This window comes from Mycobacterium gallinarum, from assembly GCF_010726765.1.
Taxonomy (GTDB): domain Bacteria; phylum Actinomycetota; class Actinomycetes; order Mycobacteriales; family Mycobacteriaceae; genus Mycobacterium; species Mycobacterium gallinarum.
The window spans coordinates 4282474-4298738 of sequence record NZ_AP022601.1 but is presented as its reverse complement, the minus strand read 5'-3'; the positions used below and the strand labels follow the sequence as shown (position 1 = coordinate 4298738).

17 protein-coding genes and 1 pseudogene are annotated in these 16265 nt (G+C 62.6%); 12 read left to right on the top strand and 6 right to left on the bottom strand.

Features of this window, described 5'->3' with window-relative positions; translation table 11 throughout:
* The first annotated feature begins 403 nt into the window (after positions 1-403).
* From G6N42_RS21215 to G6N42_RS21200, 4 genes are all read left to right on the top strand, one after another.
* The gene (locus G6N42_RS21215) at positions 404-1312 is read left to right on the top strand and encodes a slipin family protein (protein ID WP_163732415.1); all 909 of its coding nucleotides are present in this window, start codon (positions 404-406) and stop codon (positions 1310-1312) included.
* Positions 1313-1409: 97 nt separating this feature from the next.
* The gene (locus tag G6N42_RS21210) at positions 1410-2183 is read left to right on the top strand and encodes a universal stress protein (protein ID WP_163732412.1); all 774 of its coding nucleotides are present in this window, start codon (positions 1410-1412) and stop codon (positions 2181-2183) included.
* 105 nt (positions 2184-2288) lie between these two features.
* Entirely contained in the window at positions 2289-2816 is a 528-nt protein-coding gene (locus G6N42_RS21205; RefSeq protein ID WP_197905546.1) for a DUF488 domain-containing protein, read from the top strand.
* The gene (locus G6N42_RS21200) at positions 2776-3126 is read left to right on the top strand and encodes an MGMT family protein (RefSeq protein ID WP_350310130.1); all 351 of its coding nucleotides are present in this window, start codon (positions 2776-2778) and stop codon (positions 3124-3126) included. Before G6N42_RS21205 ends, G6N42_RS21200 begins: the two co-directional genes overlap by 41 nt.
* Positions 3127-3195: 69 nt before the next feature.
* Here G6N42_RS21200 and G6N42_RS21195 read toward each other — a convergent pair whose 3' ends face one another.
* From G6N42_RS21195 to G6N42_RS21185, 3 genes are all read right to left on the bottom strand, one after another.
* The gene (locus tag G6N42_RS21195; RefSeq protein ID WP_232076226.1) at positions 3196-3876 is read right to left on the bottom strand and encodes an ANTAR domain-containing protein; all 681 of its coding nucleotides are present in this window, start codon (positions 3874-3876) and stop codon (positions 3196-3198) included.
* Between the two features lie 135 nt (positions 3877-4011).
* A complete protein-coding gene (locus tag G6N42_RS21190; protein ID WP_174262128.1) occupies positions 4012-5823 on the bottom strand; it encodes a glycoside hydrolase family 15 protein in 1812 nt (603 codons plus the stop codon).
* A complete protein-coding gene (locus G6N42_RS21185; protein WP_232076224.1) occupies positions 5820-6863 on the bottom strand; it encodes a glucose 1-dehydrogenase in 1044 nt (347 codons plus the stop codon). Before G6N42_RS21185 ends, G6N42_RS21190 begins: the two co-directional genes overlap by 4 nt.
* Positions 6864-6967: 104 nt before the next feature.
* On the opposite strand from G6N42_RS21185, the gene G6N42_RS21180 reads away from it, so the two are divergent.
* The 3 genes and pseudogenes from G6N42_RS21180 to pstB form a co-directional block, all read left to right on the top strand.
* Positions 6968-7444, top strand: a complete 477-nt coding sequence (locus G6N42_RS21180; RefSeq protein ID WP_163732398.1) for a MarR family winged helix-turn-helix transcriptional regulator — start codon at positions 6968-6970, stop codon at positions 7442-7444.
* 798 nt (positions 7445-8242) lie between these two features.
* Positions 8243-8767, top strand: coding sequence for a copper chaperone PCu(A)C domain-containing protein (locus tag G6N42_RS31780; protein ID WP_163732395.1), 525 nt, complete (start codon positions 8243-8245; stop codon positions 8765-8767).
* Positions 8768-8832: 65 nt separating this feature from the next.
* A pseudogene (gene pstB / locus G6N42_RS31290) lies at positions 8833-9108 on the top strand (phosphate ABC transporter ATP-binding protein); the annotation flags it as partial.
* A 2-nt stretch (positions 9109-9110) separates the two neighbouring features.
* Here pstB and G6N42_RS21165 read toward each other — a convergent pair.
* A complete protein-coding gene (locus tag G6N42_RS21165) occupies positions 9111-9356 on the bottom strand; it encodes a DUF6328 family protein (protein ID WP_286201646.1) in 246 nt (81 codons plus the stop codon).
* A gap of 250 nt (positions 9357-9606) precedes the next feature.
* Positions 9607-9978: a hypothetical protein gene (locus G6N42_RS21160; RefSeq protein ID WP_163732385.1), complete on the bottom strand. Its 372-nt coding sequence runs from the start codon at positions 9976-9978 to the stop codon at positions 9607-9609.
* A gap of 1074 nt (positions 9979-11052) precedes the next feature.
* Between G6N42_RS21160 and G6N42_RS21155 the strand changes: the two genes are divergently transcribed.
* The 5 genes from G6N42_RS21155 (at position 11053) to G6N42_RS21135 (ending at position 15766) form a co-directional block, all read left to right on the top strand.
* Positions 11053-11784: a general stress protein gene (locus G6N42_RS21155; protein ID WP_350310129.1), complete on the top strand. Its 732-nt coding sequence runs from the start codon at positions 11053-11055 to the stop codon at positions 11782-11784.
* Complete coding sequence (locus G6N42_RS21150) at positions 11781-12836, top strand: S1C family serine protease (RefSeq protein ID WP_163732382.1); 1056 nt, start codon at positions 11781-11783, stop codon at positions 12834-12836. The genes G6N42_RS21155 and G6N42_RS21150 overlap by 4 nt, the downstream gene beginning before the upstream one ends.
* 220 nt (positions 12837-13056) lie before the next feature.
* On the top strand, positions 13057-13572 hold the full coding sequence (locus G6N42_RS21145) for a nitroreductase family deazaflavin-dependent oxidoreductase (protein WP_163732379.1): 516 nt from the start codon (positions 13057-13059) through the stop codon (positions 13570-13572).
* Positions 13573-13805: 233 nt separating this feature from the next.
* A complete protein-coding gene (locus G6N42_RS21140; RefSeq protein WP_197905545.1) occupies positions 13806-14051 on the top strand; it encodes a hypothetical protein in 246 nt (81 codons plus the stop codon).
* Positions 14052-14842: 791 nt separating this feature from the next.
* The gene (locus tag G6N42_RS21135; RefSeq protein WP_163732374.1) at positions 14843-15766 is read left to right on the top strand and encodes a DUF1295 domain-containing protein; all 924 of its coding nucleotides are present in this window, start codon (positions 14843-14845) and stop codon (positions 15764-15766) included.
* Here G6N42_RS21135 and G6N42_RS31740 read toward each other — a convergent pair.
* Entirely contained in the window at positions 15738-16040 is a 303-nt protein-coding gene (locus G6N42_RS31740) for a BCCT family transporter (protein ID WP_434059625.1), read from the bottom strand. The two genes, G6N42_RS21135 and G6N42_RS31740, sit on opposite strands and share 29 nt — an antisense overlap.
* Positions 16041-16265: the final 225 nt, after the last annotated feature.

Genomic DNA, 16265 nt, shown 5'->3' with positions numbered 1-16265 from the left:
CGAATCAGCGTAAGCCGGCCAGGACCCGAATGCTGATAGCTGCGGTCGCGCTTTCGTGGTTGGCGCTGCGGGGACCACGCATGCTCAGCGCGACCGAAGTCCGAATCCTGCGGCGCCAACCGCTGCCGCGCACCGCGCGCGCAGACAACGCCGCCGCCGAACGAACCGGCCTAGTTTCGGGTCACTCTGGTCCGGTCGAGGACGTGGGCGTATTCCTCGCGCAGTCAACCACGGTCACGGCGCCCTCCTACGGCTCATATACGGAAGAGGGGCCTGGCCGTCTCGATCGGGAACCCGAGCACGTCGAGTCGCCTAGTCAAGAGGTGTTGGTGTTTCCACAAATAGCAGTCCGAGCTCGCGAACGAGTACCAACAGCCAAAGCCCGGGCGGAACTGGAGAGAAAATGATTGTCCTCTATGCAGTGGCCGCGGTCTGCGGGCTTGTCGTTCTCTGGCTGGGATCGCATTTTCGCGTCATCAAACAATATGAGCGGGGCGTTGTCTATCGATTCGGACGGGTGCAATCCGGCGTTCGCGGACCGGGGCTCACGTGGTTGATTCCAATCTCCGATCGCCTCGACAAAGTGAACATGCAGATCATCACAATGCCGATACCCGCCCAAGACGGCATCACCCGCGACAACGTCACCGTCCGGGTCGACGCCGTCATCTATTTCAATGTCGCCGATCCGCAGCGCGCGTCTGTGGACGTGCAGGACTACATGTCCGCAGTAGGACAGCTCGCACAAACATCGCTGCGTTCGATCATCGGCAAGAGCGAGCTCGACGACCTCCTGTCCAATCGCGAAGGTCTCAACCAGGGCCTGGAATTGATGATCGACAGCCCCGCGCTGGGCTGGGGGATCCACATTGACCGCGTTGAAATCAAGGACGTGGTGCTGCCGGATACGATGAAGCGCTCAATGTCGCGCCAAGCCGAAGCCGAGCGCGAGCGACGGGCACGGATCATCACCGCCGACGGCGAACTGCAGGCATCCGACAAGCTGGCTGAGGCGGCCGAGGTGATGGCCGAGCACCCAGCCGCGCTGCAACTGCGACTCTTGCAAACCGTCGTCGAGGTCGCCGCCGAGAAGAACTCCACCCTGGTACTTCCGTTCCCCGTGGAACTGCTCCGTTTCCTTGAGAAAGCCACCCCGCAACAGCAGGGGGCCACAGTAGGCACCACGCCCGCCGAAGCGGTCCCGCTTCTCAACGGTCAGACGCCGAATGTAGATATCCCGACGACCCACGACGACGCTCGCAGTCTGCCTCTCGAAAGTGTTGCAGGCCAACCCTTCCGGCTGAACCAGTAGCGCCCGTATAGCCGACATTGCCTGCCCGTCAGACCGTCGTGGGCAGTGGTGACTACAGCGCCCACTTCCAGAACAGATCGGAGCTAGGACAATAGCCATGACGGAGCAAGCCCAAACTCAAGCAGTGGTCGTTGGCATTAACGGCTCTCAGGCCGCGATCGACACCGCCGCTTGGGCGGTGGCAGAGGCGGTCAGCCGCGGCGTGCCCCTACGCCTCGTATACGTCCGCCCCGCCACTTACACATCGCGCGTGGCTGTTAAGGGCCGTCCATGGGACGTCGTACGTGCCGAAGCAACCTTAGACCGCGCGGAGATGGCCATTGACCACATGGGAAAGCCGATACAAGTCGAAACTGTCATCCGGCGCGGCCGTCCCGATTGTGTGCTCGTAAACGAATCCCGTGGAGCGTCACTGATCTGTGTCGGCTCGGAGAGAAAAGGACCCTGCGCACGAATGCCGCTCGGTTCGACCGCGGCGGCCCTAGCGAGGCATGCGCACTGCCCGGTAGCGATCGTCCGGTCCGGCGGCACAGCGGAATCAGACATCGGTTGGATCGCTGCTGTGCAAAACGACGACGCCGACAATGACGCGGTCGTGCACCGCGCGATGGAGGAGGGGCGGCTGCGCAGAGCGCCGGTTCTTCTGATCGATATGCGAGTCGATAGCTGGGTGCGACGCTATCCGGACGTTCATGTGCAAACCGTTGCTGTGCGCCGAGGTGCGACACGACGCAACGACATCCGCAGTGATTCAATCCAATTAGCGGTGGTGGGTAGTGCAGATGCCGAGCACGTCGCTCGACTCGTCTGGCCGGCTTACCATCCAGTACTGGGCTACGCCAACGGTTCAGTGCTGCTGGTCCGTCAGTGATCGTGACATCGCCAGAAGCGCGCCGCGCCCACTGGTGAATCAAGCCGTCGCCCGGAAAAATCGCTGATGCGTTCGATCACCTCGACCAAAAGGGAGGGTTTGATATTGGCCATTCGTGTCTGGACGATCGGTCATTCAACACGCGCCTTCGAGGACGTAGTGACCATGTTGCGCGCCACCGCGATCACCGTTCTGGTCGATGTGCGCTCCTATCCGGCGTCGCGAAAGTTCCCGCAGTGGAACCAAGCGGCGATAATCGAGGAGATGCCGACCGACATTGACTACCGGTGGCTTCAGAAGCTGGGTGGTCGGCGCCATACCCCGGCTGGTGTCGAAAGCCCGAACGGAGGGTGGCGAGTCAAGGCGTTCCGTGACTACGCCGACTACATGCAAAGCACCGAGTTCGCCGATGGGCTGAGCGAGCTGCTCCAGCTCAGCGACCACCTCCGTCCGGCGATCATGTGCAGCGAGGCGGTCCCCTGGCGCTGTCACCGCAGACTGATCACCGATGCGCTGATCGTCGCCGGAGCCGAGGTCCGCCACATCATGTCCGCATCGACCACGACCCGAGCGACGTTGAGCGACTTCGCCCATGTCGATGGCGGCAACCTCACCTACCCGCCCGCCGGATGAGGACCAGGTGAGCATCGTCGATGACGTCTGTGAAGACGTCCAAACCATTCCTCTTGGCTCCGTCACGACTTACGGAGACATCGGCAGCAGGATCGGAGTCGGCCCCCGTCAGGTCGGCCGCGCAGTGAGTCTGCTCGACGCCAATGTGCCGTGGTGGCGAGTCGTCCGCGCCGACGGGACCCCCGCCACCTGCCATGGTGGCCGCGCCCGCGCGCTGCTGATCGAAGAAGGCGTCCCCTTCCATGCCAATGGATGGCGCGTAGACATGAATCGTGCTCGATACCCGGGGGCCGGAGCTCGCCGACAATGATCGTTCGAGAATTCACCGGACATCTTCGTGTCGGGTGGACGATCAGTATCGCCTGAGCGACACCGACATTCATACCACGGAAGATCGCAAATCCCGCCGGACAAAGTGCAGGTAATCCTCGGCGGTGTGGTATTCCGGTCGAGGCGCATCGGAGGTGCAGTCGTCGACAATGCGTCGAGATACATCGCGCAGTTTGACGTTGCAGTCCTGTGACAGCGATTTCAAGACGTTGAATGCGTCGTCGGCCTTCAGGCCAAACGACTGCATAAGCATTCCCTTCGCCTGCTCGATGACGGGCTGGCTGGTCAACTTAAGACGCAGTTGCGCAATCTCCCGAAAAATCTCGTTCCCATTCAGGGCTGCGAGCGGTCTCCCATCCAGGACCTCTACTCGTGCCTCGCCGACACTGTGGTGAGAAGACGAGCGAAGTGTTGTGACAGCGTTCACAGGACTCGGGTGGCTTTCAGGGGGAGCCAATTCCTTCACTTCGGAGCGCCCATCAAACGCATCAGCCCACTGCGATCGCACCGCTCGGGCGGCATGGTCCGGTTCTGTTTCACAGCGGCCTGCCGCCAGGTTAATCAGCGCTTGGGCCAGCGCGAAGAGCGGTACGTTTCGCCGCGTGGAAGTCGTGACAAGCTCGTCAAAGGCTTGCTCTGCACTGCAGTGACGTAGCGCGATGAGAATTCCCTCTGCGACATCCAGAACGCGTCGTCCATCGGTCGGATCGTTCGTGGGTCGCTGACTCACGACTGCCTCCCATCGGTCACAGTGGCGTACTTCCGTTCTAAACATTTAATTGCGTAGGCGCAATCATTGCGTACTAAGAAGTAGCTGAGAAACCCCGAGGGTGTGCGGGCTATTGCTGAGGTGAGCTGGAGATCGTTAGAGGGCATCGAGGTGTTGCGCGCTGCTGCGGGCACTCGTCGTCGTCTCATGGCCACTGAGTTGTCTGGCGCTGTTGATCAAGCCGACCAGACTGAACGCCTGGGGCGTGTTGCCCAGATGACGTCGCGCAGTGGGGTCGTATTCCTCGCTGAGCATTCCGACGTCGTTGCGCAGTTCGAGCAGCTCCTCGTAGAGTGCGGCCGCCCGATCACCCTGACCAATGCCGCAGAGGGCATCAACCAGCCAGAAGCTACAGGCCAGAAACGCACCCTCTGAGCCGGGTAGTCCGTCATCGCTCTTCTCAGGATCATAGCGGAGCAGCAGCCCGTTCCAGCTCAACTCCTCGCGAACCGCCTTGACGGTGTTGATTATTCGACGATCCGTCCAGGGCAGGAAGCCGACGCGAGGTAGCAGCAACAGTGCGGCGTCAAGGTGCTTCGAGCCGTACGACTGTGTGAAGCAGCCACGGGCCGGGTCGATGCCGTGCGTGCAGATACTGCGGTGAATCTCATCGCGCAACTCGCGCCATCTGGTCAACGGCCCTGGCAGGCGATGATGCTCCACGGTGCGAACCGCTCGGTCGACCCCGGCCCACGCCATGACCTTTGAATGAACGAACTGTCGCGCAGGGCCCCGAACTTCCCAGAGGCTGTAGTCGGGCTCGTCCCAATGACCTTCCAGGAAGTCCAGGAGCGCAAGCTGAACGTCCCACGCAGTGTCGTCGGTGGGGAGGCCCGAAGCGCGGGCGAGGTGCAGGCCGTCGAGCACTTCACCCCACACGTCGAGCTGTCTCTGCCCAGAAGCGGCGTTGCCGACGCGCACCGGTCGCGATCCTTCATAACCCGCAAGCCACGGCAGTTCGAATTCCGGCAGTCTTCGCCGGCCGTCGAGCCCATACATGATCTGCAGGTCCCCTGGGTCACCCGCCACCGCCCGCACGAGCCACTCGCGCCACGCATGAGCCTCGTCGACGAAACCGGTACCGAGCAGCGCCTGCAGCGTGAAGGTGGCATCGCGTAGCCAGCAGTATCGGTAGTCCCAGTTCCGCGGTCCGCCCATCTGTTCAGGCAACGAGGTAGTGGCGGCGGCGACGATGCCTCCGGTAGGCGCGTAGGTCAGGGCCTTGAGCAGTAACAGTGCCCGACGTACCTCCGGTTGCCACCGGCCGGTGTAACGACACTGCCCCATCCATCGCCGCCACCACTCCTCGGTCTCACGCAGTGCTCGCTCGGCATCGACGGGTTTTGACGCCGAAAGATGGGACGGTCGGTGGGTCAGCACGAACGAGATCCTTTGCCCGGCTTCCACGTTGAAGTCGGCCACAGTGGTCAGATGTTCGCCCCGAGTCTCGACCGGCGTGCGCAGCCATACCGCGTCGGGACCGGCTATCGCCAAGAGACCGTCACTCCGGCGACGCACCCACGGCACGACATGGCCGTAGTCGAAGCGCAGCCGCAGCGACATCGTCATCATCACCCGTCCGCGTATACCCTCGACGATGCGTACGACGTCGGCCGACTCGCCCCGTGGTGGCATGAAGTCGATTAGTCGAACCCGACCATCGTCGGTGTCCCACTCGGTGTGCAGGATCAGCGTGTCGTCCAGGTACGTCCGCCGATCGGCCGACCGTGCGCCCACCGGTGCCAACAACCAGTGGCCCGCGTCCGGTCCATCGAGCAAGGCGCCGAAACAGGACGGGGAGTCGAATCGGGGCAGACACAGCCAGTCGATCGCGCCGTCTCGACCGACGAGCGCAGCGGTGTGCAGATCGCCGAGTAGCGCGTAGTCCTCGATGGGGGCCACGGTCATCGATCGCTATCGAGGGTGATGATGACCTTAACGTCGTCGGGTTGCTCGGTGAAGGCCTCGGCTGCGCGATGGAGCGGAACACGTCGTGTGATGAGACTCGCCAACCAGTCCTTGTCTGCAGATGCCAAGGCGACGGCGGCTTGGCGGTAATGACGCAGATTGGCGTTGACTGAGCCGAAGACGGCGTCGTTTTCCAGCACGAGTTCGCGGTTGAGCGAGCCGGCGTCGATGCGTAGTCGGCGACCCGCGGGTGACACCCCCGTTAGGCAGACGATGCCGCACGTGGCGGTGCCGGCGATCGCGCCGAAGACAACAGGCGCAGCGCCGGTGGCCTCGATGATCACGTCCGGGTTCAGTTTCGCGGTGACGTCGTCGATGTCGTCGGCGTGGTAGGTGGCGCCGAGTGCCTCCACGATGGCCGGTTTCGGTCCGTTGGTGACCCGATCGAGTACGTGAGTATCCAGTCCGTGCTGAATTCCGAGCAGGGCGGCAAGCAAGCCAATGGGACCCGCGCCCGTGATCAGGGCGCGCCGTGGATCGAAGTATCCTCGCTGACCTACCCGGTGCACCTGTTCCCAAGCTTTGGCTACCACCGTGGTGGGTTCCATCAGAACCCCCACCGCTTCAAGAGCTGGGTCGATCGCCACCGCGAACTCGGTCTCGACGGTCCAGCGTTGGCTGCCGTACCCGTCGCGTTCCTTGATCCCCCTCTCGGTGTAGCGACCGTTGCGACACATGTCGAACTCCCCGTGGCGGCAAGCCGCGCATGGCACCGGATCTGGTCGGCGTACGACCCCGACGACGAGGTCGCCTTCCCTGAATCCGCTGTGAGCAGGCGCCTCGGCGACTCGGCCCAGGGACTCATGGCCCAAGATCAACCGGTCACGTCCTTTGGGCGGACACCCGTATTCCCCGCTGACGATCTCCTTATCGGTGCCGCAGACGCCGATAGCCAAGCCGTCGACCAGTAGCTCGTCGGGTGGGCGGCGCGGGTCCGCCACGTCCTCGACGCCTAGCGATTCGGCCGTCTTGGGTTGCACGGTCAGAGCTTGCATACTCGAGTAGTTGCCGGACTGCAGTGGTTGCAAACACGCAATGGTTGCGGTGTGATAACAATTAGGCGGTTCTTGTCGATTGGAGGGTTATGGCTGAGCACAACAACAGCCGGGTATCGGCGGATCAGGTGGAGTCGGTACTCCGCGCGTCGCGGGCTTTGGTGGGCATCACCGCAGCTTCGATCGCCGAAGTCGACGATGTTGTCACCGTCCCACAATTGCGCGTGATGATGATGCTCGCGACCCGCGGTCCGTTGAATCTGGGGGGCGTCGCCGTCGGCCTGGGAGTGGCCCCGTCCAACGCTAGCCGTATTTGCGATCGACTACTTAAGCTCGGCATAGTCGACCGCCGCGACGACCCGTCAGATCGCCGCCAACTGGAACTAACGCTTACCGCCGACGGAAGCGCATTGATCGAGCGCGTCATTCGTCACCGCCGGACCGCGATCCGGCGGATTCTCCGCAAGTTGGCTTCCACTCAACGCGATCAACTGGCCGCTGCACTGGACGACTTCGCGACTGCTGCCGGCGAACCCGTCGCCGAACATGATCGCGCGTTCATATGAAGAAGTCGGGCCTATCGACGCCGTCTGTTTCTTATGCGCTTCTGCTGATCGGGCGACCACAGTGTGCGCGACGCTGAGCCATCGCACAAGAGTTATCGCACCTTCAGACTGGGATTGTGAACTTCCAGGTCGAGAGTGAAGATTTAATAGGACTGGCTTCCGTCCTGATGCCGCATTTTGCAAACGGAAATCGGTCACGCTCCAACCCCCGCAACGCCTTTCGCTGAGAGTCGCACGTTCTGCAGACACCATCTCGGCGGCCAACGGTCTCGGAGGCTCACCGCGAATGTCACGAACGCGAACGCTCGTGCCGATAGACAGTGCGTCCCGTTTGTGGACGTAGAACCGTTCGACGCCTGGACACTTTCGGCCAAGCGATTCGGCGACAAATTTTCATATCGCCTCGTTCAAATAAGGAAAGCCAAGCCCAGTAGCTCGACGAGGTAGCTCGCCGAGCGCCGGGATGTCCAGGACGATAACCGTTGGGGAGACTCGGTATGCATCGCGAGTTCGCGCTCGGTGACGGTCCCCAATCCCGGCGCCGCGTTCGATGGGTTTCGTGGGCAGATACCGGCTAAGTTGCCCGACCTGTGCATGGGAATCCTCGGACAAGTCATACCCATGGTCCACGCTGAACGTCAGTTCCTCACCGAGCAGGGTCACCGCGGCGGTCCTGGTTCCTGGACGCTGTCGGCTCTACCACCATCGGGGCACGCAATTTGACGATTGGTCTGGTCAGATCTGGGTTGCCGAAATGCTGTGGGATTAGTCCGGTTCAGATCGGGTTACCCGCAACTTATGGTGTATCCAGCGAGGCTAGGACGATCTGCGACAGTTGGTGTCGCGCTACTGACGACGCTAGCCGCCGGTTGCGGAAACGATGCCGACTACAACTCGTCGAACCGCGGATCGGGCACCGATACCGAGCCAACATCAGTCGAGAACGCGTTCATCGTGCCCAAGTTTCTGCCAGGCTCGTGCGCGATTCAGGTCGGAGAAAGTGCGAACCTCCGTTTCACGGTGTCCAACATTAGACCCGCGGAATCAGAGCGACTGCTTGGGATCACGACAGACGCCGCCGACATGGTTCGGATCTCGCCGACTGCGACGGTGGAGATTCCGCCCAAATCAACCATCGCGGCGGGCCAGCCCGTGGAAAACCTTGACGACCCTGCCGCACCGGACGAGCCGTTCACCGTGACCCTGGAAGGCATGAAGGGCAACGTCACACCCGGGAAGTCGGTGGACGTTACGTTCCGATTCGAGAAGCGCGGGGAGCTGGAGTTCCTGGTTCCCATCGAGGCGTGCCCCACCCAGAAGTAGCTTGACCATCTACCAAGTCACCTAATCCGCCGTCGCACAATCTATTGGGCGGAGTGCCCATATGCGTGGTCCTGTTGAACGAGCCGTGCTCGGCGCTGGTTCCGGTCTCGACACTGGCAATCGAGAACTGATCAACGAGCTGAAGAAGGTTAGATTTAACCATCGTCATCGTCAGGCACAATATGCAGCAGGCGGCGCGGGTGAGCGACTGCACCGGGTTCGTCAACATCAAGGACACCGGCGCGCTCGGCAAGCTCGTGGAGATGGACGACACCGAGAAGATGTTTTCCAACCCGAATCAGAAAGCTGCCGAAGACTACGTTGTCGGCCGGCTCGGATGATGCTAACGCGACATCGGTCGCGTCGGGATTCCGCTACGCATTCGGCGCCATAAAGGCAGCCCGAACCAGGTCGTTGCGATGACGATCAGCACGATGATGGTGACTGGTGTCGAGCCGGTTGGGCCGAATATCAGGTCGGTGATGAGAAAGTCCACCGAACCCATGCCCGCAGCGAGCAGAACCATCGCGGTTGTCATCTGCCGACCGGCCGTCTTGACCAATCGGGCCTTTGTCGTAAGACTTCCCACGCAGCCGGCGGTAGGCGGGCTCGCCGAGCAGAAAGATTACCGCCAGCGTCGTGGACAGGAACGCCACAAAGTAGACGCCCTGCTGTTTTCGGTTCAAAGCCGGACATCAGCACCGTTACTCCGGGGATGATCATGCGAAGCTCGCCGCAAAACTCATCGAGTTCGCGGTCAAGGGTTTCCGGGTCACGATCCTGCGGATCCGGAGCATCTGCCCTCGGTAGACATGAATCGTTTTTACCGTGACGTGCGCCTATGAGGGTTGTTCGCCGGTGGTTGCGGATTCGACGTAGCGGGCCGCCTCGGCGGCATGCTCGGCGGCGACGTAGACGTCGTAACGCTGGGCTCGGAGGGTCTGCACGCTGGAGAAGTCGCGTCGACCGCGCGTGGACCAGTGCGACGCGAAACCGAAGATCGCACCCCAGATGGCGCCGACCACGACGGCGACCAGCACCATCCACAGCCACAGCGGGCCTACGACGACGATGGCGAAGAGCAGCCCGACGAGCACGCCGAACCAGGCGCCGCTGGCCGAACCGGCGAGGGCGGCCTTGCCCTTCGTCATCACTTTCGGTGACGTGCTCGACGTACGGACACCATCACCCACGATCCGGACATGCTCCACCGGGAATCCGCAGCCCGACATTCGGTCTACAGGTGCTGGGCCGCCAAGTAGTGGGGCGAAATGTGTTGTTGATTGGGTGTGCCCATATGTTGGGTTCGTCATCTGCATCTGCTCTCTTAAGGTTCCGCGTGACGGGCGATTGAGTTTGTGGTACGCACCATGGAGCGGCATTTCTCTCGCACCAGATCCGATGCGGCATCGTTATGGCGTGGGCGTTCGTCGATTGGATAATGCGCCGAGCACGAGGGCCCCGATGACAGCGAGGGCTCCGACGGCAGCCAGGGTGATCGTCCAGATCCGGCGATCCTCGAGGTCCAATTGACACAGCCGAGTGAACTTCGTGTCGACCACGATCCCGCCGGGAACAGGGATGTTGGCGGCGCTTCCGTCGTCGTTGGCACGGGCGGCAGACAGGTCGGGAGCTATGGCGCTTCCGCACCCGACAGAAGACTCCCCTTCAGGAGAAACCGAAAGAGGAACAAGTAGACCCGCCGTTGCGACGATTAACGCCACAACCCCCGCGAACAAGGCGATCCGTCGCACGATCACACCTGACCGCTTACCCGGGCTGCGTGGTTTCAACCCCCGACTGGCCGACGACCGTCAGCAGTTGGTCTCGATGGTGAAATCGTGAGCCGGTGCGCAGGCGCTCGCTGCGGCGAACCCGACCTGGCTGGCGGGATTGCTGACCCGCCGAGTGCCGCTAGCCGCCGACTGGCCGAGGCGCTGATCGTCGTGGAACCGCGCGTCGACGAGCGCGTACTCGGGTCGTTCGCCGTCCTGATCAATCGGGTCGACGAGACTGGTAGTCGGAGAATCGGCGAGACTGGTAGCCGGAGAAATGGATTCGCTTTCCGATTCGATCTACACCCACATCGGTGGGGCACTGACCGACACTCACGCAAACCGCTTCTGCCGTTAATTGCAAGGCGTACAACATGTTTCAGCAGCCTGAGAACATCAAAGCAGAAGATTCGATCAATCACATCTAGTCCTCAGCATTCGCACAGGGACTAGTGGTGCAGTAGTTGTGGTACGCGGATAGCTCCCTGGTGATACAGGTGTCAACGTGCTGTGACCCGGCGCCTCGTGTCGATCCGCGCAGTGCATGGATATCCACGGCACTGGATGCGCGCGCAGCATCTTGCACTCTGCGACAGAGCGGCGCGCTGGTGGATTCCCATGGCGCAACTCACGACCGATGCGAATCGCGGCTCGACACAGCTGAGCGACAGACCGCTGGGCGACAGTACGTCGGGAATAGAGACTCGGAAGGAGAAAGCAATGGTTGAACAACCAACACAAGCAGGTTCGACGGTGGCACCGCAGGAGCACCCACGGCAGGTTGTCAAAAGTTTCACCCGATACCGCGATGCCGAAAACGCAGTCGACCAACTCGCCAGTCAGCCGTTCGACATTGAACGCATCGCCATTATCGGATCGGAGCTGCAATTCGTTGAGGAGGTCAAAGGTCGGCTAAACCGCGGCGTCGCCGCCGCGCAAGGCGCGGCCGGCGGAGCCCTGGCGGGCGCCTTGATCGGCTGGATCTTAGGTCTGTTCGACCTGCTCCACCCGATCATCACCGGGCTCGTGCTGGCCCTTTACGGAGTCGTGCTCGGCGCCGCGGCCGGAGCCGTCGCGAGTCTCGTGTGTCATGCGTTGCGGGGTGGCCGACGCGACTTCCAAGCCTCCAGCGCGCTGCGGCCCCGGCACTATGACGTCGTCGCGGATGCTGCCGTGGTCGAGCGTGCCCGACAGTTGCTCGGCGCGCACGACACTGCGCCTTTTCAGCGAGAAGCCGGATGACGGCCGAAACGCGCACCAGGCGCGCCGGAATCCCGGCGCTGGCGGTTGCGGTCACGCTCGTGTCGGCAGGGTGCTTCAACCCGCCGGAACAGGTCAGCAATCCGTCAAGCGGGAGCCCAACCGCCACCACGACTCCGCTGGCCGAGGAGTCGTCGGGGGCGACGACCGGCTTTGTCGAGGTGGTCGAACGGGTCAGCCCCAGCGTGGTTACCGTGCTAACCGACGGTGGTCAAGGCAGTGGTGTGGTGTTGCAGCCCGACGTTGTCGTCACCAACGCCCATGTGGTCGGTCAACAACGCAACGTGTCGATCGTCTTGGCCGACGGCACACGATCGCCCGGGGAGGTGCTCGGCGCCGACGAGGTCACCGATGTCGCGGTGGTGCGCACCGAACGTGGTGATCTACCGGTAGCGCAGTTCCGCAAGGACCTCCCGCGCCCGGGCGAGCGGGTCCTGGCCATCGGCAGCCCGTTAGGGTTTCAGAATTCGGTGAGCGCCGGCATCATTTCCGGGCTGCACCGCGATGTCCCGGGCTCGGCCGCGCAGACTTATTCACTGGTTGACCTCATTCAAACCGACGCATCGATCTCACCGGGCAACTCCGGCGGCGCACTGCTGGACACCCAAGGGCGGGTAGTGGGCATCAACGAGGCCTACATTCCGCCCGCGGCCGGAGCGGTATCCATCGGATTCGCGATACCCTCGGCCACCGTGCTGGACGTGGCCGAGCAACTATCGGCCGACGGCACGGCCACGCATCCCTACTTGGGCGTATCCGCCGGCCGGCTGACCGACCCGATACGACGGCGACTCGACGTCCAGGTCGACCGCGGCGCGGTCGCACTCTTGGTCGACGAGGGCGCACCGGCCGCCCGCGCAGGTATCAAGTCGGGCGATGTGATCGTGGAGATAGCGGGTCAGTCGGTCGGCAGTGTCGAGGACCTGTTGAGCGCGCTGCGCCAGACACGACCCGGGCAACAGGTCGAGCTGGTGTTCGTTCGCGGTGATCAGCGCCAACATGTAGACGTCACGATCGGATCCCGACCCACCTGAACGCGAATGACTCACCGAGATAAAAACTTTCGGCGCTCGACGCACCATAACGGCAACGAACGTTAGGAGGATCTAGCAGTGCAGGCACTCACGGTGGTGTCGAGCTGGCCAAGCCCACCTCTTCAACGGATAGCTAGGCGATTCGGCACCGACAGACAGATCGCAGCGGAACTACCAGGGAGCCATGACATGCCGAGCCCAAATGAAATGGAGGCACATCATGTTCACAACACGTCCGTCGTCGATTAGTGTGGCCAACACGATCGCCAACGCAGGCGCGCGCCTACTGCAATCCCGCCGGCTCGTGCGCGCACCGATCTGGATATACAAGGCCCGCGCTGGGGCACTGCTGGGCTCACGGGTACTGATGCTCGAACACATCGGGCGCAAATCCGGTGCAGCCCGCTATGTCGTCCTGGAAGCCTTCGACCATCCCACGCCCGACACCTTCGTCGTCCCTTCCGGCTTCGGCGAGAAAGCGCAATGGTTCCGCAACCTCAAGGCCAACCCGCGGGTGCGGGTCTACATTCGCAGCCACGCGCCGGTCCCTGCCACTGCACGGGTCCTCGAGCAGCAGGAAGCAGACCTCGCGCTCGCCGCCTACATCCGTCGACATCCGCGCGCGTGGGCACGGTTCAAGTCCGTGATCGAGACAACCCTCGGCAGCACAATCAGTGACACCAACACCGACCTGCCGTTAGTCGAGTTGCGCCTCGAACCGGCGACACGGAAATGACAACGAATCAAGCCCACCGGACTCTGCCGACTTCAGCGCCCGGATGTGTCGTCGAGGTCGAAATAGGCTGCCGGGTGGTTGTTCGATCGGCTGGGGGCCGTCGTGGGCGCACCCTCAGCCCGAGACGACGATGGCCACCAGGACGCCATCGCGTCGACCAATAACCGTCAGGTCGGTTCGCGGTTCTGCGGTCAAGATGGAGGAAGAACATCCGACTCGAATAGGAGGGAATGATGACCACATATTTGAACGGCTTGGAGTCGGTGGACAGTGTTGCCCAACAGTTGATGGAAGAATTCGACGGGATCCTGCCAAAGCGGCAGGTGGCCGGCACCGTGCTGAAAGCAGTCGCCGACCTCGACGGGCAGGTGCCATCCGGCGCCTTACCCCAGATGCTGCACCAGCTCGCTCAGCAGCGGCTGCACAGCTCGATCTCCGAGGTGTGGCCCATAGCAGCCACCCCGGCTGACCGGCGCTGATCTCATCCCTTCGACCATTCGGGCCGTCGACCAACTCGCAATCGCTGCCAGCGGTGGGCCCGGCGTGGTGATCGGGTACGCGGCGCGCGCGGTGTCGCCGCGGCTTCCCGCCGCCGCTCAGCGATCACATCCTCAGTAACGGCCGCAAGGCGATAAAGCTGCCTGACGGCAACTAGGCTCCTGCGTAGATCATTGGCGACGGCCAGCAGCCCATCATCGTCAACGGGGGCGTCACGTAGCGGCAGCGCTCCAGCGCTTCCAAACCAACAGCTGGCACCTTGACCTGCGGGTATGCAAGATAGATTAACAAGCTTCCGCGACACGCCGAAGTCTTGTCAAAGTAGTCAGGCGTGTCCCGTCAATCTTCGTTGCACCTCTACAGAGGCTAGGCCAGCGGCGGACCGTCCGGTGGGAAGCGACCTGGCATCGGCCGTAACGATACTGGGATCTCTGGGCGTAAGGCATTGCGAATTCGGGATTAATGGCGCGCCTGCAGCGGCACCTGGGAGGGAACCGCAGCGCTCAAGATAACTACACGCTTATGCAGGGGATGCTGCCGTCCGCGGTCTCGCGTACCAGAAGGCGTCTGCGGGAGTTGTCCATTGTGTCGACCCGCACGGCAGCACCGGTCTAGACGCGTTGCAAGTCTGACGGCGGCCGCCGGATCACATACGCGCGTTCCCGGCCTCGTCCACGACTAAGCTCGCTGCGGTGTCGACCGTACAAGAGGCGAAGCGGCGAGCCATCATCGAGGCCCTGATCTGCGCCGCACAGGATTGCTTGAGCGTTCAATGAGCACCGGACGCTCGTCCAAAGCGCGGTCGCTGAGCATCGTCGCCATCGCCTACCTGACCGCGGTCGCAGTCGGCGCGGCATGGTTGATCGCCGGACCTGCCGCCGGCGCGGCCTGGTTGGACGCTCTGATTGCCGACGTGCTCGGAACCGTCGTGATCTTCGTGTTCAGCCGGGCCTTCCGAAACTCCAGCTTCTACGACGCCTACTGGAGCGTGATACCGCCGCTGTTGCTGCTCTACTGGTGGCTCGTCGCCCCCAACCCCGACCCCCTGCGGACGGTGCTGATCGCAATCGTCATTGTGCTGTGGGCGATTCGGCTCACCGGGAATTGGATCTACGCCTTTCCCGGTTTGCACCATGAAGATTGGCGCTACCCCAAGTTCAAGGCGAGCGCAGGCCGCTGGGAGTTTTTCGTCGACCTGTTCGCCATCCATCTCATCCCCACGGCCCAGGTTTTCCTGGGCATGATCCCGGTCTACATCGCGGTGACCCAACCGGGACCCGGCTTGCGGTGGCTGGCGTGGACGGCCTTCGTGGTGGGCATCGCGGCCGTCGCGATCGAATTTGTCGCCGACCTGCAGATGCACCGCTTTGTCGCGGCTGCCCGGCCGGGCGAGGTGATGGACCGAGGATTGTGGAGCTGGTCGCGACATCCAAACTACTTCGGGGAGTTCACCTTCTGGCTGTCGCTTGCCCTGTTCGGCATCGCCGCCGCTCCCGCGCACTGGTGGTGGCTCGGCATCGGCGCGATCGCCATGCTCGCCATGTTTCTCGGCGCAAGCATCCCCATGATGGAGGAGCGCAGCTTGCAGCGACGACCGGATTACGCCCAGGTGGTCAACCGGATACCGCGGTTCCTGCCGCGGCCGCCGCGCGCATCTGGGCGGGGTTCTAGGTCAGATGGGGACTCTGCGGGGTGACCGCTCGGTACTTCTCTCGTAGAAGCTTGCCAACGTCTGATCCGTCGATGTACGGACAGCTACGCGGCGAACTCGGCATCGCCGTTGGCGTCATCCTGTGCGCGCATGTCGACGCAGTCGCGGACGTAGTCACCAAGCACACTGGGAATAGGTTGAGGATCAACAGGTTTAGGCCGTTGACCAACACGAACACCGCAAGCACAAGTGCCAGCACCATGTTGATGTTCGACAGCCACTGGATCCCGCGTGCGATCCCGGAGACCGCCGACAACATGAAGGCCAGGGTCAACACGGCGATGATCATCACCAGTACCGGGGTGGCTACCGCGCAGACCCATCCGTTGAAGTCCATTTCCGTCACCGATTTGCAGGGCGCCCAAACCCAGCGACGCGGCCAACCCGAACAGGGAGGTGAACGCCGCGGATAATCGGCTGGACTGGCCCCTGCGGTACATGCCGTAACCGATCGCCGCGCTCCAGTCCACGTTGATCGCCAGAT